The 21771-nt window shown below is 66.3% G+C and carries 19 protein-coding genes and 1 pseudogene; 10 read left to right on the forward strand and 10 right to left on the reverse strand.

Annotated features, from left to right (window positions below; all coding sequences use genetic code 11):
• Window positions 1–61: 61 nt before the first annotated feature.
• The 6 genes and pseudogenes from ABD088_RS07640 to ABD088_RS07665 form a co-directional block, all read right to left on the reverse strand.
• A pseudogene (locus ABD088_RS07640) lies at window positions 62–355 on the reverse strand (RidA family protein); the annotation flags it as partial.
• Window positions 356–485: 130 nt separating this feature from the next.
• On the reverse strand, window positions 486–1778 hold the full coding sequence (locus ABD088_RS07645) for an ethanolamine utilization protein EutH (protein ID WP_343901223.1): 1293 nt from the start codon (window positions 1776–1778) through the stop codon (window positions 486–488).
• A 30-nt stretch (window positions 1779–1808) separates the two neighbouring features.
• On the reverse strand, window positions 1809–3083 hold the full coding sequence (locus tag ABD088_RS07650; RefSeq protein ID WP_343901225.1) for a D-arabinono-1,4-lactone oxidase: 1275 nt from the start codon (window positions 3081–3083) through the stop codon (window positions 1809–1811).
• A 63-nt stretch (window positions 3084–3146) separates the two neighbouring features.
• A complete protein-coding gene (locus ABD088_RS07655; RefSeq protein ID WP_343901339.1) occupies window positions 3147–4643 on the reverse strand; it encodes an aminobutyraldehyde dehydrogenase in 1497 nt (498 codons plus the stop codon).
• Window positions 4644–4887: 244 nt separating this feature from the next.
• The gene (locus ABD088_RS07660; RefSeq protein WP_343901226.1) at window positions 4888–5631 is read right to left on the reverse strand and encodes a cache domain-containing protein; all 744 of its coding nucleotides are present in this window, start codon (window positions 5629–5631) and stop codon (window positions 4888–4890) included.
• Complete coding sequence (locus ABD088_RS07665; RefSeq protein WP_343901228.1) at window positions 5628–6368, reverse strand: FadR/GntR family transcriptional regulator; 741 nt, start codon at window positions 6366–6368, stop codon at window positions 5628–5630. Before ABD088_RS07665 ends, ABD088_RS07660 begins: the two co-directional genes overlap by 4 nt.
• Window positions 6369–6665: 297 nt before the next feature.
• Between ABD088_RS07665 and ABD088_RS07670 the strand changes: the two genes are divergently transcribed.
• The gene (locus ABD088_RS07670; RefSeq protein ID WP_343901229.1) at window positions 6666–6869 is read left to right on the forward strand and encodes a hypothetical protein; all 204 of its coding nucleotides are present in this window, start codon (window positions 6666–6668) and stop codon (window positions 6867–6869) included.
• A 104-nt stretch (window positions 6870–6973) separates the two neighbouring features.
• Here ABD088_RS07670 and ABD088_RS07675 read toward each other — a convergent pair whose 3' ends face one another.
• Window positions 6974–7390: a RidA family protein gene (locus tag ABD088_RS07675; protein ID WP_343901230.1), complete on the reverse strand. Its 417-nt coding sequence runs from the start codon at window positions 7388–7390 to the stop codon at window positions 6974–6976.
• 123 nt (window positions 7391–7513) lie between these two features.
• On the opposite strand from ABD088_RS07675, the gene ABD088_RS07680 reads away from it, so the two are divergent.
• The 8 genes from ABD088_RS07680 to ABD088_RS07715 all read left to right on the forward strand — a co-directional run bounded on the left by ABD088_RS07680 (window position 7514) and on the right by ABD088_RS07715 (window position 16204).
• Entirely contained in the window at window positions 7514–8377 is an 864-nt protein-coding gene (locus ABD088_RS07680; RefSeq protein ID WP_343901232.1) for a fumarylacetoacetate hydrolase family protein, read from the forward strand.
• A gap of 25 nt (window positions 8378–8402) precedes the next feature.
• On the forward strand, window positions 8403–8882 hold the full coding sequence (locus ABD088_RS07685) for a cupin domain-containing protein (RefSeq protein ID WP_343901233.1): 480 nt from the start codon (window positions 8403–8405) through the stop codon (window positions 8880–8882).
• A 3-nt stretch (window positions 8883–8885) separates the two neighbouring features.
• The gene (locus tag ABD088_RS07690; protein WP_343901234.1) at window positions 8886–9788 is read left to right on the forward strand and encodes an acyl-CoA thioesterase; all 903 of its coding nucleotides are present in this window, start codon (window positions 8886–8888) and stop codon (window positions 9786–9788) included.
• A gap of 34 nt (window positions 9789–9822) precedes the next feature.
• A complete protein-coding gene (locus ABD088_RS07695) occupies window positions 9823–11478 on the forward strand; it encodes an AMP-binding protein (RefSeq protein WP_343901235.1) in 1656 nt (551 codons plus the stop codon).
• Between the two features lie 13 nt (window positions 11479–11491).
• Entirely contained in the window at window positions 11492–13870 is a 2379-nt protein-coding gene (locus tag ABD088_RS07700; RefSeq protein WP_343901236.1) for a bifunctional salicylyl-CoA 5-hydroxylase/oxidoreductase, read from the forward strand.
• 189 nt (window positions 13871–14059) lie between these two features.
• The gene (locus ABD088_RS07705; protein WP_343901237.1) at window positions 14060–14215 is read left to right on the forward strand and encodes a hypothetical protein; all 156 of its coding nucleotides are present in this window, start codon (window positions 14060–14062) and stop codon (window positions 14213–14215) included.
• A gap of 19 nt (window positions 14216–14234) precedes the next feature.
• A complete protein-coding gene (locus tag ABD088_RS07710) occupies window positions 14235–14876 on the forward strand; it encodes a LysE family translocator (protein ID WP_343901239.1) in 642 nt (213 codons plus the stop codon).
• Between the two features lie 176 nt (window positions 14877–15052).
• Entirely contained in the window at window positions 15053–16204 is a 1152-nt protein-coding gene (locus ABD088_RS07715) for a hypothetical protein (RefSeq protein WP_343901240.1), read from the forward strand.
• Between the two features lie 16 nt (window positions 16205–16220).
• On the opposite strand, the gene bla is transcribed toward ABD088_RS07715, so the two are convergent.
• Window positions 16221–17165, reverse strand: a complete 945-nt coding sequence (bla, locus tag ABD088_RS07720) for a class A beta-lactamase (protein WP_343901241.1) — start codon at window positions 17163–17165, stop codon at window positions 16221–16223.
• 147 nt (window positions 17166–17312) lie between these two features.
• On the opposite strand from bla, the gene ABD088_RS07725 reads away from it, so the two are divergent.
• Complete coding sequence (locus tag ABD088_RS07725) at window positions 17313–19172, forward strand: serine hydrolase (RefSeq protein WP_343901242.1); 1860 nt, start codon at window positions 17313–17315, stop codon at window positions 19170–19172.
• Window positions 19173–19183: 11 nt separating this feature from the next.
• On the opposite strand, the gene ABD088_RS07730 is transcribed toward ABD088_RS07725, so the two are convergent.
• Together ABD088_RS07730 and ABD088_RS07735 are read right to left on the reverse strand one after the other, a co-directional pair.
• Window positions 19184–20401, reverse strand: coding sequence for an MFS transporter (locus tag ABD088_RS07730; RefSeq protein ID WP_343901244.1), 1218 nt, complete (start codon window positions 20399–20401; stop codon window positions 19184–19186).
• Window positions 20398–21630, reverse strand: a complete 1233-nt coding sequence (locus ABD088_RS07735; RefSeq protein ID WP_343901246.1) for a multidrug effflux MFS transporter — start codon at window positions 21628–21630, stop codon at window positions 20398–20400. The genes ABD088_RS07730 and ABD088_RS07735 overlap by 4 nt, the downstream gene beginning before the upstream one ends.
• Window positions 21631–21771 lie beyond the last annotated feature (141 nt).

The raw sequence follows: 21771 nt of genomic DNA on the forward strand, positions 1-21771 counted from the left end.
GGTGCATGCACCCGGGTTCCGCCCCGCCGTCGTTCTGCTGCCGGCGAGCGCCGGCGCACCGTCAGGCCGCGGAGATCACCGCGACGCCCTGGATCTCGATGAGGGCCTCCTTTTGCCACAACCGGGAAACCCCGATGCCCGCCATGGCCGGGTAGCCGGTGCCGGCCATCTCGCGCCAGAGGCGCCCGATCTCGCGACCGTGGGCCATGTAATCGTCCACGTCCGTGAGGTAGATGGTCACGCTGACCAGCTCCTCCGGGCGGCCGCCCGCTGCCTCGAGGGTGGCGAGCACGTTGGAGAACGCCTGCCGGAACTGCTCCACGATGCCGCCCGGGACGATGTTCATGTCCTGGTCTCGCACTCGTGGCCGTGCTGCACCAAAGTAGGGGCACCGTTGGTTTAAAACGCGGTCGAGACGGGCCAACAGGGCTTTCACGGGCGTCGATAGGGCCAATGGTACGAACGGATTTCCTATTCCTGCCAGGTTAAGGTGCCTTGGCGGTCTTCTCTACCGTAGAATTCCTCGGCCGTTGTCTCGCCTCAGCCTCGAGTTGGATGTACTCATCAGCATCGACGACCCCAGATTCTCGGTCAATCCGCTCCAGCACGCGGGCGTACGGTACCGCCAGCCACACGGCCAACAGGATTCCGACCAATCCGCCTGTGAGCTTTCCAATAATGAGCATCGGAACGAGATTTGGTTGGAAGTTGGCATTAAAGGCAAGATGATCGCCGAAAGTGAAAGCTGCACAAACTGCGAACGCGATGGTCACTACCTTGTCGCGTGGTGGCATCAGGCGAATGATGCGGAATAGAGCGAGAATATTGGCGGCAGCTGCGAGGATTCCGGCCGCGCCAACTTCGCTGAAGCCCGTGCGGGCACCTACAGCCTTCAACGGTTTCGCTAGCCACTTTTGAATCGCATAGACCATCGGAAAAGCGCCGGCAAGCATGACACCGATGTAGCCGGCGACTTCGAGCGCACGGAACTGATCTTCGCCATCAGCGATGAAAGTAGCAAGCGGCCATGTGCCGAAAATATCGAAGACACCCGTGAAGTATTGGACTACAGATAGTGCCAGCGCGAGCTTGATCACGATGTCCAAAACGCGTCCGAAAGCAATGAAGGCTTTGACCATGAAACCGGAGAGAAATCGCAACCCCAGTGCCAACACCACAACAATCAACGTCAATGGGGCGAGGTTCAGGAGGATGTCCTCCATCGGCAAGTCGAAGGGAGTCGTAGAGGGTGCGGTTGTGGAAATGTCGGACCGCAGTGGTGTTTGGGTTGTTTGGGCCAAGAGAGTCACGGTGAAGACTGCCACTGGAATCGCCAGCAAGCCGGCCATCACACCCAGAGCCATATATTTATGATCGCGCCGGTCCAACATTGAAAGGCCCACCGGAATCGAGAAGATTATTGTCGAGCCGGCGGTGAAGCTGGTCGCAATCGCCATAATCCACGCACCGTGACTTCCGGCAGTGCCATGGGCAAGTTGGAAGCCGCCCATATCGCCGGCAATCAACGTGGTCGCGGCTAGGGATGCATCTGCGTGTACCCAAGCGTAAATGGGTGCGATGTATTTCTCGATGAGGTCGCTCAAGATCGGGATGAGGGTCATGATGCCGGCCACGGGCAAGAAGATTGGCCCGATTGCGTAGATGCCTTCTTTGAATTCCCGTCCAAACCCCTGCTCGGAATCGAACATGGAGCTGACTGCGCCGATCAGGAGAAAGGCCATCATGATGTAGATAATGACTTGTCCGATGAGTTCCACGGTGGATCACATAGTTCCTCTCAGATCGACTCAGGCCAACAGCGATCGGGTGTGATCGTTGAGGAATACGCCGTTGGGATCGAATTCGGCTCGAACTGTCCGGAACTTTTCGAAGTCCGGGTAAAGTGCCGCTATGCGATCTCGCGTGAGGAAATGGATTTTTCCCCAGTGTGCGCGTGCGTCGTAGTCCTGCAGAAGCGCATCAACGTCACGCAAGTACGGCCAATAGTTGGTACCTGGTGCGCCGGACACGGACAACACTGTCGTATCCCGTCCCTGGAAAGGAGAGAGGAATCCGTCCTCTGCCTTTACGAAGCGGACCTCGATGGGATACTTCTGGTCCGGGTGGTCGTTCCGGATCAGTTCCTGAAGCCGCTCCACGGCTTCCATGCCTTGTTCGATGGGCACGTAGTACTCCAACTCGTGGAACGGAAGCCCGAAACCGCCGGCGTAGATGCGGTAGGCCCGGTCCCGGCGGGCCCCTTCCACGCTGGACAAATCGGTATTCTCATTGAGTTCCACCGCGTTGTACTTCTTGGTGTAGCTGCGGTTCACCATGGAAAGCCCGTCAGGCGTCGGGAGTTCATACAATCCGGCGGACTCTTCGCCTTGGCACCAGAGGAAGGAGTAATGCCGGTTGTTCTTGATGTCTCTATCCCAAGTTTCTGAGGTCTCCGCCCATGTGGGATACGTGATTTCTTCTTCGAGGTGGTATCGAGCGATTGCTTGCAACTCGACTTCAAGCACGATGCCGAGCGTTCCCAATGACACTTTTGCCGCTTGGAGCTCGTCAACGTCTGATTCACTAATCTCGACAATTTCACCGTGCCCATTGAGAATCCTTGCACCGCGCACACTGGAGGAAAAGCTGCCTAGGCCTATTCCGGAGCCATGCGTTGCCGTTGCAGTCGCGCCCGCGATGGTTTGCTTGTCGATATCGCCTTGATTGGACAATGACAGGCCTGCGTTCCAGAGTGGTTCACCGAACGCGCTGATTGGCGTGCCGCCGAGCGCGCGTACCCTCCCGGTAGTGGTGTCGGCACCCGTCACACCGGAGATTTCTGACAGATCCATGAGGATCCCACCGGTTTGAACCAAGGGAGTGAAGGAATGACCGGCACCAACGACACGAACCGGCAATCCTTCCTTTATGGCGAAGCGGGTGACCGCCAGGACTTCGGACTCTGTGCGCGGCCGGGCCCCGTAAGTTGGAGTCGCTGTTTGGTTCCCACCCCAATTCGACCATTGAGGATGTTCTTGATGTGGTACATCTGGAAACGTTGCGCGAGCGTGGGGAAGTGCCATGGGAAATCTCCTAGTTGATTGTCGCGGTGGTGGCGTGCGTCGATGCGGGTCTACTGAAGCGTGCTACCCGCCGTGGTTGAACATGACGTGTTTGGTTCGACTGAAGTCGTCCAGTGCATACAGCGAGAGATCGCGGCCATATCCCGACCCCTTGAACCCACCCCACGGCAATTCATTGGCCAAGGTCAGGTGCGAGTTGACCCAGACGGTGCCGAAGTCGAGGAGCCGAGGAAGCCTGATGCAACGTTGTGCGTCTGAGGTCCACACGGAGGCTGACAGGCCATATTGGGTTTCATTCGCGCGGCGGATCGCTTCACCTTCGTCGGCGAAAGTCTCGATCGTGACAACTGGCCCGAAGATCTCGTTCGTGGCCGCCTCCGCGCCTGCGGGTACGTCGGCGAGCACAGTCGGTGCGACGAAATAGCCGACCCCAGGAAGGGGGCCACCTCCGGTGACGGGGCGCAGACCGTCAGCTAATGCGCGCTCCAGGAAGCCGGTGACCCGATCGAAGTGCTCCTTGGAAACCAACGGACCAAGCTCGACGTCCGGATTTCCGGCAGGATCTCCAACGGTAATTTGTGCGACCTCGCTGGCTAGCGCAGCTATGAGTTCGTCGGCCAGGGTGTCTTGGACCAACACGCGGCAGGCCGCACCACACTCTTGTCCGGAATTCCAGAATCCGGCCTCGCGGATGGTCCGTGCGACTGCTGTCAGATCAGCATCGGCGAAGACGACGACAGGGGCCTTGCCGCCGAGCTCCAGATGGACGCGCTTTCGGGAGGGTGCTGCGGCGGAAGCCACTGCGGAACCGCTGCCTATGCTGCCCGTCAAGGCGATCATGTCGATGTCTGGGTGCTCGGCGATTCTGTTTCCAACGGGGAGGCCGAATCCAGTCACCACATTGAAGAGGCCGGCCGGCAGAATCTGCGCCGTAATCTCAGCTAGTTTCAAGGTGCTGAGGGGAGTTTGTTCCGAGGGCTTTAGGACAATGGAATTGCCGGCAGCCAGGATGGGGGCGAGCTTCCAAGCTGCCATCAGGAGGGGATAATTCCAAGGGGTCACGACACCGATTACGCCTACGGGCTCGCGCAGAATGACGGACGTGTGTTCCTGGACGTAGTCGCCAGCCGCCATCGAGGTAAGTGACCGGCAGGCGCCGGCCATGAATCTGAAGGCATCCATGGCAGACTCGACGTCGTCCTGGACGACGGCCTGGGGTTTTCCAGTGTTGAGCGACTCTAATGCCATGAGGATGTCGGCATGGGCCTCGATTGCGTCGGCAACGTTATGTAGTGTTTCCGATCGTTCCCGAGGAGTGAGCGCGCCCCAAGCCGGTTGGGCCTTTTGAGCCGCAACCACTGCTTTGTCCACATCTGCTGCAACCCCTGCGCAGACTGTAGTGATGACCTCGCCGGTCGCCGGGCGGAAGATTTCGGTGTGCCCTCCCTCGGACTCCGCAAATTGCCCTCCAATGAACTGTCCAGCAGGGGGGAGAATTATTGTGGGTTCCTCCCCAGAGCTGCGAATAACGGTAGGGATCGACCCTGACGAAGTTTGCATCACTTACTTGCTCCTCAATAGTTCTCAGCACCACGAACGGTCCTTGTGAGTTGAATCACGTCACCTAAAACAAGTAAAACTTAGTTTTAAAGGTTAAACAAGGATGTAGTGAGGACCTTCGATTCAGGACGGGCAAATGAAGCGACAAAAACAGCTTCATGATTCCCCGCCGAGTAGCACCTGCCCTGGCTGAAAGGTGTTGTGAACCTATTGGCTGGGCGGGGAGGCGACAGCTCCCCAGCGGTTACTTGGTTCCCTCGCGCAACGTACCGATATGCCACTGGAGCCGGCTTGTGTGGGAACAAGGGACGGCAATGTCCTCTTCAAAAAGTAGGCCCATATCCGCGGCAGGGACATCCAATCTGGTGCCGGTCACGTAGCTTGCCGTATTTGAGGCAATCACACGCCCGAGGTCATTGACCATCAGTACACGACCTGCTTTCGTGTTCAAGGTTTCGAGAAATATAGATTCCAAGGGTTGCACCCGGATGTCCGCCCCTATGACACTGCGGCGCCCGAGCCGGTCTTGCGCCGGGACGCCCAGGGTCAGGATGTTCAGATTGGTGCCGCCGCTGTCGATGAACGGGCCGACTACTGCGGCTTGGCCGCTTCTCGAGGGAACCTCGAACCATGGCATCGCGCTGTAGTCGTAATAGTGGACGGATGAAGGATCGAAATCGTGTGGGGCAAATAAAGGCCCACCTGCACCGTCCCCGCGCCACCATTCCAACCAATATTCAGCGTCACTGAGCACATTTTGCCCGAAGGCAATCCCCGCGCCATCCACCAATCCGGCATGATCGTTGACTAGTTGACCGAGACTGGCGTCAAGATGGCCCAGCGATCTACGTGAGGGGTGCGCGTCGCTAGCTGTGTCGACGGTATCCACGAGCTGCCGCGCAATGTCCGAAAGGCCAGTGAAAATTTCGTCCAATAAAGCGCCGATGACTTTCGCGGTGTTCTCCAGATGGCTGGACTCGTTTTTCATTGGTCCTCCGCACTGCCCGTGATCAGCTTGAAGTAGAAGTCTATGAGTTCTTCGGTTTCGCGTTCGATGTGCGTGCCCGAAAGCCTTGCGGCGGCGCTGGCATCACGGTTGCGGATGGCGGCCAGAAGTTGTTCATGCTCATCGTATGCTTGTGCGGCTGCTTCTTGGCTGGCTTGGTCGAGCCATGTCAAAGAAGCCAAATCGGAGAACACTTGGATGGTTGCATTGGTCAACCGGCGAGACTGTGAAGCGACACCGAGGCCAATATGAAATCGAGTGTCCGTGCGTCTTAGCTCGCTCTGTGAACTCGAATTTCGGAACCGCAGGTTAAGGTCACTCAGGCGACGCCAGTCCTGTTCGTCGGAGCGAAGTGCCGCGTAGCGTCCGATTCCAGCAGCTACTGACGCTGCAAGATCCCCCAAATCACGCAATCCGTCCGGGCTCTGTTGCCTTAGTGATTGCAAGAGGTCCTGTCGTGAGGCTAATGGTGGCGAGCTGACGTAGCTTCCTCCTCCACGCCCACGCCGAGTTTCGATTAGTCCGAGTTGCCGCAGCACGGCCAGCGCTTGTCGGAGGGTAAGCGATGAGACGCCAAGTTGTTCCGCGAATACGTTTTCGGGTGGCAGCTTGTCGCCGTGGGCCAGCAAGCCCATCGAGATTGCGCTACGCAACTGGCGTGAAATCCGCTCGGATAGGCCACTCGTTGGGGACCCGTCTCCGCGAAGCTGCGCGATCATTTGTGCAGTTGACTCTGCAACGACTGCCTCTTGTTCTGCCGGTATCGCGCCCACATAGCGAGACTAACAGGCGGCTTGTCTTACCGGCTGGCGCTCTGCGCTTCGACTCCGCATTCGAGCGTGGGAAGGATCTTTTGGGCTGGACTATTGGAGTTCGCTCGATCCTGCGCTCCTGGCGGAAGCGTCATGGCAGGTAATGCCAATGGTGCATTCGATGGCGTCACTCAACAATATTCGGCAAGCAAATATTCGCGTGGTCTATCGCGTGGCTCTCGATGATTGAGTGTGGGCGTTGCCATGCCTCTTGCGAAGCACCTGACCGCGGCGTTCTACTTCTTCCCCGTGCAGGGCAGGGGACGACCGCTCATTATTCGCGGCGTTCTGCCGGAGGGATGGCGAGGGCCGGCCGCCCGGCGCGCGTTCACCGGGGCCCACCGGCTGATGATCGCCCCGCTGGCCGAACAGCACGCCCGGAAGGTCATCGACGGCGGCTCCACCTGATGACCCAGGGCCCCTCGACATGACGACGGCGGGGCGGAACCCGGGTGCATGCACCTGGGCTCCGCCCCGCCGTCGTTCTGCTGCCGGCGAGCGCCGGCGCACCGTCAGGCTGCGGAGATCACCGCGACGCCCTGGATCTCGATGAGGGCCTCTTTTTGCCACAACCGTGAAACGCCGATGCCCGCCATGGCCGGGTAGCCGGTGCCGGCCATGTCCCGCCAGATGCGCCCGATCTCGCGGCCGTGGGCCATGTAGTCGTCCACGTCCGTGAGGTAGATGGTCACGCTGACCAGTTCCTCCGGGCGGCCGCCCGCTGCCTCGAGCGTGGTGAGCACGTTGGAGAACGCCTGCCGGAACTGCTCGACGATGCCGCCCGGGACGATGTTCATGTCCCGGTCCAGTGCGGTTTGTCCACCGAGGTACACGGTGTTGCCGGCCAGGATCCCGTGGGCGTAGCCGGAGGGCTTGGGCAGTGACCCGGGGTTGATGGTCTGGTGGGCATTTGCTGTCTGGGTGGTCATGTCCGCTCCTGGGTCGAAATTTCCGGATGTGGCCTCTTGCACATTCTGTCGTGCGTGTTAGGTTGATCATATGTTGCGACCGTAAAAAAGTCGACATATCGATTTCGAGCAAAGGAGCTCCGGATGAAGCTGGCCACCCTGCGCACCGCCGAGGGAACCACCGCCGCCGTCGTGGTCGACGGCGGATACCTGCCGGTGGATGCCCCCGACATCGGGGCGCTCCTGGCCGTGGACGGCTGGCGGGAGAACATCGCCGCGGCGCTGGCCCACGGTCTCACCGATGCCATCCCCGCCGACCGGGCCGAACTGGCCGCCGTCGTGCCGCACCCGGCGAAGGTCATCTGCTGCGGACTGAACTATGCGGACCACATCCTGGAAATGGGCCGCGAACTGCCCGAGTACCCCACCCTGTTCGCCAAGTTCGCCGACTCGCTCACCGGCCCGCGGGACACCCTGGCGCTGCGCGGCAGCGAGAAGGTCGACTGGGAAGCGGAACTGGCAGTCGTCGTCGGCCGCGAGATCTCCCACGCCGACGAAGCCGAGGCGGCAGGAGCCATCGCCGGGTACACCGTCGCCAACGACGTTTCCATGCGTGACTGGCAGCATCGCACCCTGCAGTGGCTGCAGGGCAAGGCCTTCGACGCCAGCACGCCGCTGGGGCCGGTGCTGGTCACCGCCGACGAATTCGGCGAGGATCCCTCCTTCACCGTGCGCGGCTACGTCAACGACGAGCTGGTCCAAACCGGGGACACCGCCACGCTGGTCTTCGGCCCGGCCCGCCTGCTGTCCTACATCTCAGGGTTCACGACCCTGCGCCCCGGCGACATCATCCTCACCGGCACCCCCGGCGGCGTCGGCGCCGGCATGAGTCCACAGCGCTTCCTCGCCGACGGCGACGTCCTGACCACCGACATCCAGGGGCTGGGACGGCTGCAGAACACCGTCAGCCTGATCCCCGCCGGGGCAACCGCCACGGCCCACGCCTGAACCCGAACCAGCAAGGAGAACCACGATGAGCACCAGCACCGACTACATCCTCGAAGGCGACAACAGCCAGTACGCCAACGCCGGCGGGCAGGTCGTCCCGGTCGTCACCCGCAGCGGCGAGGAGGACACCAACACCGCCCAGTCCGGGGACTGCGTCCGTGTCTCCGGCGTCTCCATCCAGCACACCCCGGCCACGAAGATCTGGTTCGGCCAGGTCTCCAACGTCCCCGGCTACCGCTCGCTGCCGCACCACCACGCCGAAGCCGAAACCGGCGGCTACGTGCTGCGCGGCCACGGGCGGATCTACTTCGGTGAGGGCTACTCCGAATTCCTGGACATGAAGGCCGGCGACTGGGTCTTCGTCCCGCCGTTCATGCCCCATGTGGAGGCCAACATGTCGGTGACCGAGGAACTCGTCTGGCTCACCGCGCGCACCCCGGAGAACCTCGTCGTCAACCTCGAGGACGTCCCGGACGAAACCCTCGCCGACTACCGGAGGGCCTGAACCGTGGACGCCACCACCGCAGCGCGGATCCACGCACCCGACACGACGGACACGTTCCTGCGTTCGATCGAGCTCACCGCCGTGGACGGGCCGGCCGACGCCTCCTTCGAGGCGACCACGCAGTACGTCCCCTGGCCCAAGGCCTACGGCGGGGACATGACGGCCCAGGCCACCGCCGCCATGCAGTCCACCGTGGACGCCGACCGCACGCTGCATTCGATGCACAGCTACTTCATGCGTCCCGTCGACATCGGCGCACCGGTGCGCTATGACGTCGAGACCCTGCGTGACGGCCGCGGCTACTCCACCCGCAGCGTCCGCGGCATCCAAAACGGCAAGACGGCGTTCACCGCCCAGGGCTCCTTCCATGTCCGCGAAGAAGGCCCTCAGTTCCAGCAACAGGCCCCCGCCGTCGTCGACCCCGAGACCTTGCGCACCGCGGCGCAGGTGCTGGACGGTGTGGAGGGTCCGGCCGCCGAATACTGGGGGCACGGACGCAGCTTCGACATGCGCCACATCCCCGGGCCGCTGTACCTGGGCACCGAGGGCGGCACCGTTGCCAGCCAGGCCGTCTGGGTGCGTGCCTTCAACGCCCTGCCCGACGCCGCCGACGCGAAGGCGACAGCCGACCGGCACCGCACCGCGCTGGCTTACGTCTGCGACTACACCATCCTGGAGACCCTGCTGCGGGTCCGCGGACTGAACTGGTCCAGCCCGAACCTGGCCACCGCCAGCCTGGACCACTCCATGTGGTTCCACCGCGACGGTCGTGCCGACGAGTGGATCCTCTACGCCCAGGACGCGGTGTCCGTGCAGGACAACCGTGGGCTGGCACTGGGCCGGTTCTTCGACATGTCAGGTCGCCTCCTGGCCACCGTCGCCCAAGAAGGCATGATCCGCGGCTAGACCGCACCACACCCCTCCCGCGAAAGGAACGGCCATGCCGCTCACTGAATCGGCCCACGTGGACACCTACACGCGCGACCACCTTCCTCCTGCCGACCAATGGCCGACGATCGAATTCACGCTTCCGGAACTGCAGTACCCCGCAAGGCTCAACGCGGCCACCGCGCTCATCGACGTACCGACCGCGCGCCACGGGGCGGACCGGCCCGCCCTGCGCACCCCCGACGGGGAAATCTGGACCTACGGGCAGCTGCTGGAACGGTCCAACCAAGTCGCTCGGGTGCTCACCGAGGACCATGGCATCGTCCCCGGCAACCGTGTCCTGTTGCGTGGGCCGAACAACCCGTGGATCGTCGCTGCCTGGTTGGGCGTGCTGAAGGCCGGCGCGGTCGTGGTGACGACCATGCCGCTGCTGCGTGCGCCGGAAGTCGCCTCGCTGATCAAGCTGACCCGGCCCACGCTGGCCATCACCGACCATCGGTTCCATGACGAGATGACCTTGGCTGCAGCCGAAACGGGACTGCCGGTGCTGGCCTACGGGTCGGATGCCGAGGACGATCTGGCGGCGACCAGTGCCGCGAAACCGGGCACCTTGGAGAACGTCGACACTGCAGCAGATGATGTCGCACTGCTGGGACCGACGTCAGGAACGACCGGGACGCCCAAGATCACCATGCACTTCCACCGTGATGTGCTGGCCAATGCGGATACCTTCGCGCGTCACCTGCTCCAGCCCGCACCGGAGGACGTCTTCGCCGGGTCCCCGCCGCTGGCCTTCACGTTCGGGCTGGGCGGACTGGTCGTCTTCCCGCTGTACTTCGGAGCCTCCGCACTGCTCACCGAGCGGGCCGCCCCCGTCGAACTGGCAGAACGCGCCGCAGAGGCCGGGGCCACGATCCTGTTCACTGCCCCCACCGCCTACCGCGCCATCATCAAGGCAGGACGGGCCGATCTGCTCTCCCGGCTCCGTCTCGGCATTTCCGCCGGAGAGCATCTCTCCCAGCAGACCTGGGAAGCCGTCGAGGAAGCCTCGGGGCTGCGCCTCATCGACGGCATCGGAGCCACCGAGATGCTCCACGTGTTCATCTCCGCCGCCGGCGATGACATCCACCCCGGCGCCGTCGGCGTCCCCGTTCCGGGGTTCCGGGCGACGATCCTGGACGTGGACGGCAACGAGGCACCCGACGGCGAGGCAGGACGCCTCGGCGTCATCGGTCCCACCGGCTGCCGCTACCTCGATGACCCCCGCCAGGAAAACTACGTCTGCAACGGCTGGAACGTCACCGGCGACACCTTCCTGCGCGACGCCGACGGCTACTTCGTCTACCAGGCCCGCTCGGACAACATGATCGTCTCCTCCGGCTACAACATCGGCGCACCCGAGGTCGAGGCGGCCATCGACCAGCACGAGGACGTGCTGGAGAACGCCGTGGTTGCCCGGCCCGATGAGGAACGCGGATCCGTGGTCTGCGCGTTCATCGTCCTGCGTGAGGGCGTCACCGGCGACGCCGCCAAACGCCAGGAGATCCAGGACTTCGTCAAGGCCACCATAGCGCCGTACAAGTACCCGCGCGATGTCCGTTTCGTCGACGAGCTGCCGCGGAACCCCAGCGGCAAACTCCAGCACTTCCGGCTGCGCGAGGCACTGCAAGCCGACCCCACAGAACTTGCCGGCGCGAGCCAGGCCTAGAAAGGACAACACCATGAAGATCGCCATCGTTGGTGGAGGCCCCGGAGGTCTCTACTTCGCCTCGCTCATGAAGCAGCTGGACCCGTCCCACGACATCACGCTCTTCGAACGCAACGCCGCGTCGGACACCTTTGGCTTCGGCGTCGTGTTCTCGGATGAGACCCTCGGCGGCATAGGCAACGCCGACCCCGTGGTGGCCGACTACATGTCCCGGCGCTTCGCCCGCTGGGCGGACATCGACATCCACTACCGCGGCGAGCAACTGACCGTCGGCGGGCAGGGCTTCGCCGCAATGAGCCGCAAGGAGCTGCTGCACCTGCTGCAGGATCGCGCCGTGGAACTCGGCGTCGACGTCCGCTTCTCCACCCAGGCGCCGGACGTGGCCGAACTCGAGGCCACCCACGACCTGGTCCTGGCGGCCGACGGGATCAATTCGCAGATCCGCACCCGCTACGCCGAGGACTTCGGCCCCACGCTGGACGTGCGCCGCAACAAGTACATGTGGCTGGGCACCGACCAGGTGTTCGAGGCGTTCAAGTTCTTCATCAAGGACACCGAGCACGGCACCATGCAGATCCACGGCTACCCGTTCTCCGAATCCGGTTCCACCTTCATCGTCGAAATGCATGAGGACGTCTGGCACGCCGCGGGATTCGATGCCACCGCCGACACCGTGCTGGGGCGGGGTGCCTCCGACGACTACGCGGTGGAGAAGGTCCGCTCGATCTTCGCCGACGAGCTCGCCGGACATGAGGTGCTGGCGAACAACTCCAGGTGGTTGAACTTCACCACGGTGCGCAACCGCAACTGGCATCGCGGCAACGTCGTACTGCTCGGCGACGCCGCGCATACTGCCCACTTCTCCATCGGCTCCGGCACCAAACTGGCCATGGAGGACGCCCTCGCGCTGGCCGCCTGCCTGCACGAGCACACCGGCATCCCCGAGGCGCTGGAAGCCTACGAGGCCGAACGGCGCCCCGTCGTCGAATCCACCCAGCGTGCCGCCCAGGCCTCGATGGAATGGTTCGAATCCATCGGCCAGTACCGGGGGCAGGATCCGGTGCAGTTCGCCTTCAACCTGCTCACCCGCTCGCGCCGGATCACGCAGGAGAACCTGCGGATGCGGGACCCGGAATTCGCCCACCGCGTCGAGGAGCACTTCGCCACCAGCCAGGGCCTGGAACAGGTCGCCCCCGCGATGTTCCAGCCGCACTCCATCGGCGAATTGGAGCTGAAGAACCGCATCGTGGTTTCGCCCATGGACATGTACTCCGCGGAAGAGGGAGTGCCCACCGACTTCCACCTGGTCCATCTGGGCTCCAAGGCGCTCGGCGGTGCGGGGATGGTGATGACCGAGATGGTCTGCGTCTCGCCCGAGGGGCGGATCACTCCCGGTTGTTCCGGGCTCTATACCGACGAGCAGACCCAGGCCTGGTCGCGGGTCTCCGCGTTCGTCCATCGACGTTCCGGCGCCAAGCTCGGCGTCCAGCTGGGCCACTCCGGCCGCAAGGGCTCCACCCGGTTGATGTGGGAGGGGATCGACCAGCCACTGCCCGAGGGCAACTGGGAGACGCTCGCTCCCAGCGCCCTGCCCTACAGCCCGGAAAACACCGCGCCCCGGGAAATCGACCGGGCCGGCATGGAGACGGTCATCGCCGACTTCGTCGCCGCCACCCGCCGTGCCGCCGACGCCGGCTTCGACCTGCTCGAGGTCCACGCGGCCCACGGCTACCTGCTCTCCGGGTTCCTCTCGCCGGTGTCCAACCAGCGCACCGACGAATACGGCGGCAGCCGGGAAAACCGGCTGCGCTTCCCGCTGGAGGTCTTCGACGCCGTCCGCGCCGCCTGGCCGTCGGACAAGCCGGTCACCGTGCGCATCTCCGCCACCGACTGGATCGATGGAGGCAACACCGCGGATGACGCCGTGGAGATCGCCCGGGCCTTCATCGCCCACGGCGCCGCGGGCATCGACGTGTCCACCGGCCAGATCGACGCGGAGGAGAAGCCGGCCTTCGGGCGCAGCTACCAGACCCCGTTCGCCGACCGGATCCGCCAGGAGGTGGCCGCCCCCGCCGGGGCCACCGTCATCGCCGTTGGTGCCATCTCCTCCTATGACGATGCCAACTCCATCCTGCTCGCCGGACGCGCCGACCTGATCGCGCTGGGCCGCACGCACCTCTATGACCCGCAGTGGACGCTGCACGCGGCGGCCGAACAGGACTACCGTGGCGACGGCGCCGAGTGGGTCGACCAGTTCCGGGCCGGCCGGCGCAAGCCACCGAGCGCCCGCACCGACGCGGTCCGCCCGCGGCTCTCGCTGTTGCGCGAACCAGAGCCGACCGAGGATCCGCACCTGCGCTGGCAACCGAAGGTCGCCGCCGCGGCGCAGTAGGGCAAGGTGGCGACCGGGCGGGCACCCGAGGGCGGTGCCGCCCGGTACTGTGCCCAACGGCACCACGACGCGGCCGGTCATCTACCAGCCGGTACCCAGTGTGGGGCGTTACCGTGAAATAAGGCAGATTCGCTGGACGAACCCTGCCGGTGTCGACGACACGATCACGACTGGGGAGGAACTCACAGCATGTTGTTCACGATCATTGCCAATGTCATCGGGCTCGGACTGGTGGGCGCTTTGGTAGCCGCCGTCATCAAGAAGGACCGCGCGAACCGCGACGATGTGAACCCGTCAGCGGACGGCCGCGAAACCCAGGGAACGATGGCGGGGCACGGCGCCTGACGCCGAAAAACCTGCACCTATGACCGTTGCCCAGGCCCTGTTGTCCTTTGCCGTAGTCGCCGCGTTGCTGACCATCATCCCGGGGCTCGACACGGTGCTGGTACTGCGCTCCTCCATCAGCCAGGGGCGCCTGCACGGCTATGCCACCGCACTGGGCATCAATACCGGGGCCATGGCGTGGGGTATTGCCGCCGCGGTCGGCGCATCCGCCCTGCTCGCCGCGTCGGAAACGGCGTTCACCGTGCTCAAGCTCGCCGGAGCCGCCTACATGGCCTGGCTCGGAGCCACCATGCTGTGGCGCTCCTTCAACCGGAGGCCCGCCGCGGTGGTCTCCGGACAGCAGGCCCCCGCAGGACGCGGCGGCCTGCTGCTCTCATGGGCCAAGGGTGCCGGTACGAACCTGCTCAACCCCAAGGTCGGGATCTTCTACATCGCGATGATCCCGCAATTCATCCCCGACGGGACCTCCACGCTGCTGATGGGCATTGCGCTGGCCGGCGTGCACAACGTGCTCGGCCTGGCCTGGTTCTCCTTGATCATCAACGGCACCCACCTGGTGCGCGGCACGTTCCAGCGCCCCGGATTCATCCGCTGGACCGACCGCGTGACCGGCACGGCCCTGCTCGGATTCGGTGCCACGCTGGCCCTTAAATCGCGCTGATTCCGGAGCGTCGCAGGAGGCAGGATGTTCCCGATGCGACAGTGGTGCCAAAACGTTATGGGCACCTGGCCGTGGTGCCCTCCCCGGTGCCATAAGCTGCTGCCAGTTGGTGGCTGGAATGCCTCCGACGCCGTGCATATTGGGGGAGCCGAGGCTCCGTGGGAGAAGGGGCCGCCGTGCGCAGGTCACCCGTTGTCGTCGCCTTGCTGGCAGTGCTGTCGGCAAGCCTGGTCGTGGCCCTGGGCACCGGCACAGCGGTCGCCACCGCACCCGCCGGACTGCCCATCGGGACCGTCCAGCCGGCTGCCGGACGCACCGCGGCACTGTCGCTGACCTCGGTCTCGCCGCGGCACCAGATCACCAAGTACTTCACCCTCCGCGGCAGCCTCCGCACCGGGGACCGCGTGCTGCTCCAACGCAGGACCGGCACGAAGTGGACCACCGTTTCCACCCAAACCCTGGCCGGCCCGGCCACCAGCACGCGGGCCAAGTATCGTTTCCAGCGCGAAGGCGCCTCCAATTTCCGCGCCGCCATCATCCGCCGGGGCAAGACCATCGCGACCACTCCCGCGCGGGCTTCCACGTATCGGCGGGTGGCCACCGAGGCGTGGACCAACGCCGCCGACAACCGCCTGTTCACCCGTATCGGCGGCCGGATTGCCGCCGGCGAGCGCACCAGCGACACCGTCGTCGTCTTCGGCCAGTTCAGCCGTCGCACCATCTCGCTGCAGGTGTTGCGCGGCACGAAGTGGACCACCATCGCCCGCCGCACCACGGACGGTCCCGGCTACGGCCTCGCGAAGTTCACGACCCCATCGACCACCGCCACGGTGACCCGCAAGTACCGCTACCAGGTCTCCGGGACGACGGCGGAACGCGGGGTGACCTCGCGCGTCACCACGGTGCGCCACATGAACCCGCGCGACTACCGCGGCGCCGTTCGGACCGCCTACACCTACATGAAGTCCTACTGCCCGCGCCAGGTGATCACCCTGTCCTCCAACCCGCGGCAGAACACCAGCTTCTCCACGTACCCGAACATGCAGATCGAGCTTGCTCGGACGCTCACCCCCGGCAAGATCATGCAGTACATCGCCCTGCACGAATGCGCGCACATCCGCACGTTCAAGGTCTACGGCGATTCGATCGACGCCGGGGAGAAGAAGCTCGACAAGATCTACGGCAAGGGCAACGGCGTCGAGATGCTCGCCGACTGCATGGCCTACCGGATGGGCGCCGATAAGCGCTACGGCGGTTCCTACACGACCCGGTGCACCGGCGCCCGCGGGACCGCCGCAGCCAAGGTGCTGGCCGGCAAGAAGGCATAGACCGTCAGGCGGTGGCCTACCCCCACCGCGCGGAGAGCACAGCCCGCGCCGCGGCGGCGACGACGGCATTGCTGCCGGTTGCGTCCCGGCCGCGGTGCTCCCGGTTGCTCATCACCACCAGGATTCCCTGCCGGTTCCCGGGGCCGCGGACCAGCCCCGCATCGTTGACCGTGCCGAAGTCGCCAGCGCCGGTCTTCGTCGCCGCGGTCCACCCCTCGGGCAGGCCGCCCCGGATCCGCGGCGCCGTGACATTGGCGTCCAACCAGACGACCAGCTCGGCCCGGGCCGGGACGGACAACGCGCCGCCGAGCAACAACGCCCGCATCCCGGTGGCCAGCCCCTGGGGGGTGCTCGTGTCCCGCAGGTCCCCGGGGACCGCATTGTTGAGCTCGGGTTCCCAGCGGTCCAGCCGCGTCTGGGCATCGCCGATCCTGCGGGCGAAGCCGGTCACCGCGCCGGGTCCGCCCAGATGCTTGAGCATGACGTTTCCTGCGGTGTTGTCGCTATGCGTCAGGGCGACCTTGCAGCACCACCGCAGGGGCATGGTGTACCCGGCGAACTCCGTGGACTCCGGGGAGTTGACCACGATCCCGTCCGCTCCCACCACTACGGGTGAGTGCAGGTCGGTGCGGCCGGCGTCGCGCCCCTGAAGCAACGCGGCGGCTGCATACGCCTTGAACGTCGAGCACATCGCGAACCGGTGCGTCTGCCCATAGCCGAAGGCAATGCCCCGGTCCGGTTCCAGATAGGCGAGACCGAGCCGGGCGTCATATTCGCGTTCAAGGGCCCTCAGCCGTCGGGACAGGGCCCGTGCCGCACCGGGGGTGGCTGGGGCGGCGCCGGGGGCGGCAGCCGCGGGCCCCGCCGTCGTTCCCGTGGCCAGCAGCGCGGCGGCCAGCGTTCCACCTGCCCCCCAGAGGACCTTGCGGCGTGCGGGTCCGGTGGTCGTTGACGTGTCCATGGTGCCTCCCAGCGTGCGCGGCGGCCCGGGTGGCCGCCGTCGGGACCAGCAGAACACCAGGGCGCGTACTGCCGCCAACACCATCTGCCGGGCTTGGGCATTGCCCGGCGCTATGGCACCGTGGGGTGGGGCGAGACGGGAGGCGTCATGGCAGGGGAACGTGGTGCAGGCATCAACCTGCTGCGCTCGCTCGAATACTTCATTGCCGCTGCGGACCACGGCGGCATCGGGGTCGCGGCCGAGGCCCTGGGCACCGCCCAGCCTCCGGTATCGCAGAGCATCCGCCGGCTCGAGGAGGACCTCGGCGTGCGGTTGTTCGACCGCACTCCCGCCGGGGTGCGCCTGACCTCCGGTGGCCGGGAGCTGTTGCCGCGGGCCCGGTTGCTCTCCAGCGAGGCCGGGCGGCTGCGTTCGGTGGCCCGCGAGGCGGCCGCCGCACCGGGCCGGATGCGCCTGGGCTTCTCACGCTCCGTCCCCGACGACGTCGTCGCCACGGTGCTCCATACGCTGCGCGGACCCGGTGACCCGGTGGCCGCCGAACCCGTCATCGAACCGGCGCGGTCCATCGTCACCGGCCTGCGCGAGGGGACGCTGGACCACGGCATCGTCGACGGGCCGGTGGTCTCCGGTGGGCTGGAGGCCTCGAAGCCGTTGCGCATCGACGCCGCGCTGGCGCTCCCGGCGGGCAGCGGCATCCAGGCGGTGCGCGATGGCCTCCTGGTCTGCTCGACGCTGCCGCGCACCGACAACCCCCCGGCGTTCGACGCGCTGGCCGACCAGCTGGCCGGCCTGGGACTGGAACCCGGCTACCGCGCGGTGGTGCGCCCCGCGGAGCGGTTGGCGCTGGTGGCAGCGGGTGCGGCGGTGGCGGTGGTCCTGCGGGGCCAACGGCTGCCCCGCGGCATCGAGGCCCGGGCGTTGCCGGGCGTCCGGCTCTCGTTCGCCGTGCTGTCCCGGCCCGGCGCGGCCGAGGATGGCGGTGCTGGTGGCGGCGCTGACGGCGGCGCTGATGGGGGGCCGGGCCCAACGCGTCGAGACCGCCCTGCGCCGGGCCCTGCGGACGCTGTGAACGGCCGAGATCCCGGGAGCACCGCCACGGCGCGCGCGGAAGCCGCGATCCGTGCCACCTTCGCCGACGCCGGATGCGAGGGGTGGCTCCACGCGGCCCCCGTGGCCAGTCCCGGGAGCCAGCAGCCGTCGTCGTGCGTGTCGGTCGGTGCCCACCAGCCGGTGGCCATGGCCTCGGTGTACAAGCTGCCGTTGGCGATCGCGCTGGCCCGGGCGTTCGATGCCGGACGGCTGGATCCGACCGGGACCGTGGACGTGGATCCGGGGACCGTCACCGCCGGGGCGAGCGGGATCAGCCTGCTGCGCCACCCGGCCCGGATGTCCCTGCGGGACCTGGCCGTCTCGATGATGGCCGTCTCCGACAACGCGGCGGCCGACCTGCTGCTGGCCCGCGTCGGCCTGCCCGCGGTGGACGCGGTCCTGCACGACGCCGGCTGCCGGAGCACGCGGGTGCGCTTCGGCACCGCCGGCATGCACGAATGGCTGCTCGAGGCCACCGGCACCACCACCCTGGGGGAGGCGCTGTCGGCGATGCGCGAGGACACGTCACTGGATGTGGGGGCCCACGATCCGGCGTTTGTCTCCAGCACGACGGCGGCGGACATGGTGGCGCTGCTGGCAGGACTGTGGGAGGGGCGGCTGGCCTCGTCCGCGGAGACGGCCGACCTGCAGGCGACGATGACCCGGCAGCTCTTCCGCCACCGGCTGGCCTCCGGCTTCGCGCAGCCCGGGGTCATGGTCGCGGGAAAGACCGGCACCATCGGCCGGCTGCGCCACGAGGTCGGCGTGGTGGAGCATCCGGGGGAGGCGCCGATCGCCGTCGCGGTGTTCACCCGGGCAGCACGCAGCGAACCAGCGCTTCCCGTGGTGGACGCAGCCATCGGGCGCGCCGCCCGGCAGGCAGTGAACGCGCTGCGCCCCGGCTGGCTGGGGGACTGAACCCGGCCGGATCAGTTCCGGTCGGACATCCGGGTGGCACACACGGTGCCCACGGTGAACGCCAACGTCGCGACCAGCACCAGCAGCAGCGGGGCCGTCCACCCGCCGGTGGCGGTGTTCAGCCAGCCGGCCACCGGGGGAGCCGCGGTGGCGGCCAGGTAGCCGCCGCCCTGGATGCGTGCCGAGGCGAAGGCCGCCTCCCCATCGCTGTGGGAGATCCGCGGGATGACGGAGAAGATCGCGGTGAACCCGCCGCCCTGGGCGACGCCCCCGATGATGGACCAGAGGACAAACGCCTGCGGGGCCGCCAGCAGGCCCACCGGCAGGATGATCCACAATCCGGCCAGGATGGCGGCGGGGACCCACAGCCGGAACCGCGCGGCAACCAGCGGCACCCCGAACGCCCCGATGATCGCCGCCACCTGGAACAGGGACGCCGAAGCCCCCGAGGCTGCCGGCGCGAGCCCACGCGTCTCGCTGAGCATCAGCGGCAGCCACGCGGTGGTGGCGTAGTAGGCGGCCGACTGGCCGCAGAAGGCGAAGACGAGCAGGGCCACGATCCGCCGGGTGTGTGCCTTTTGCGCGGGGGTGCGCTCCGGGGCGAGGGGCGTGGCGGCGGCCGGGGAGCCAGCCGGGAGAGTTGGTGCGATGACGGCGGCGGGTGCGCTCCGGCGTCGTACCAGCCAATAGCCCAACCCGATCGCCGTGATGATCGACCACGCGGCGATCGCCCACCGCCACCCGGCGAAATCCGCCAGCGGGGCTGTCCCCAGCAGCACGGCCATGGATCCGACGTTCATGGTCGCCGAGTAGGCGCCGGTGACCGCGGAGACCTTGTTCCACGGCACGTCGCGGCGGATCAGCACGGGCACCGCGATGTTGCCCAGCGTCATGGCCGCCCCGATGAGCGCGGTGCCGGCCAACACCACCACTGCCGGGCCGGAGGAGCGGATCAGCGTGCCCGCCAGCACGCCGGCCAGGCACAGGGCAACGGTGGTCTCGGGGCCATGTCTGCGGATGATGCGGGTGGCCAGCGGGGTGGCGATCGCGAAAAGCAGCACCGGCAGCCCGGTCAGCAGGCCGGCGCCGGCCGCGGAAAGGCCGGTGCCCTCGCGGATCTGGGCGATCACCGCGGTGGGGGCGATGATCGGGGCGCGCAGGCTCAACGCGACCATGACGATCCCGGCGATCACCCACGGCAGCGCTGAACGCCCGGTGGCCCGCGTCATCTTTGGGCTCCCGTCGCGGCGAAGGGGTGGAAGCGGTCGCGGGTGGAGTACAGGGCGCCGGCGGCCAGCAGTGAGCAGCCCAGCAGCACCAGCCCGAGCGGGAGGGCACTGTGTCCGCCGCTCAATCCGCCGAGCGGGGAGACGATGGCGCCGAGGGTGAACTGGGCGCCGCCGAGCCAGGCGGATCCGCTGCCGGAGACGTGCCTGACCTCGGCCAGTGCCAGCGAGGTGGTGTTGCCCATGACGAAGCCGATGGAGCAGGTCGTCAGGAAGACCAGCGCCGCCAGCGTCCACCCGGGTGCCCCGAGCAGTGCGCAGAGCGTGAAGGCGGTGCCGGTGCAGATCAGGGCGGTGACCGCTGCGGTGACGGTGCGGCGCAGCGGGATGTGCGTGGCGATGCGGGCGGAGATGAGCCCGCAGGCCATCATGCCCAGCGCGTTCGCCCCGAAGAGCAGCGCGAATACGGTGGGGGAGAGCCCCAGGACGCCCTGGTAGATGAACGGGGACGCCGAAATGTAGCCCATCAGCATCCCGAAGGAGGCGCCGAAGAGCACGATGTAGCCCACGAACCGGCGGTGCTTGATGGCCTCGCCCAACCCGCCGAACAGGTGCCCGGTGCGGCGTCGTTCAACGGGCAGGGACTCGCGGACCTGCCAGAGCGCCCCGAGCAGCATCAGCGCCGCCATGAGGGTGATCGCCCACAGGACCGCCCGCCAACCGGCAGCCGTGAAGACCAGGCTGCCGACATTCGGCGCCAGGGCCGGGGCCACGCCGGAAATGGTCATCATGATGCTGAACAGCCGGGCCGCCTGCCCGCCCACGGCACGGTCGGAGACCACGGCGCGGGCCAGTACGACGCCGGCTGCCGCACTGAGTCCCTGCAGGAACCTGGAGCCGATCAGCAGTTCGATGGTCGGCGCCAGCGCGACGGCCACGGAGGAGAGGACGAAGACCGATGAACCGATCAGCAGCGGACGGATGCGCCCGAACCGGTCCGAGAGCGGACCGAAGAACAACTGGCCGGCGCCCATGCCCAGCAGGAACCCGGTCAGGGTGAGCTGGATGGTGGAGGCGCTGACGTCGAACTCGCGGGCCATCGCCGGGAAGGCCGGCAGGTAGAGGTCGGTCGCGACGGGCCCGGCCATCGTCAGCAGGCCCAGGGCGATCAGCAGCAGTGGCGGGAACGGGGTGGGTTGGCCCGGAGCTGGGGTCCTGCGGCTCTCGGGCATGGGTTCGATGCTATCGCCGCCGCGGCCCCACCGGTTGATCAGGGGTCATGTATGACGTTGCCGGGGATCATGGTCTGCCGAGATACGCGAACGACAGGCAGGCAACGCCGTTCCGCCGAAACGCGGGCTGGCCTACAGGTG

Source organism: Arthrobacter rhombi, assembly GCF_039526245.1.
GTDB classification, from domain to species: domain Bacteria; phylum Actinomycetota; class Actinomycetes; order Actinomycetales; family Micrococcaceae; genus Arthrobacter_H; species Arthrobacter_H rhombi.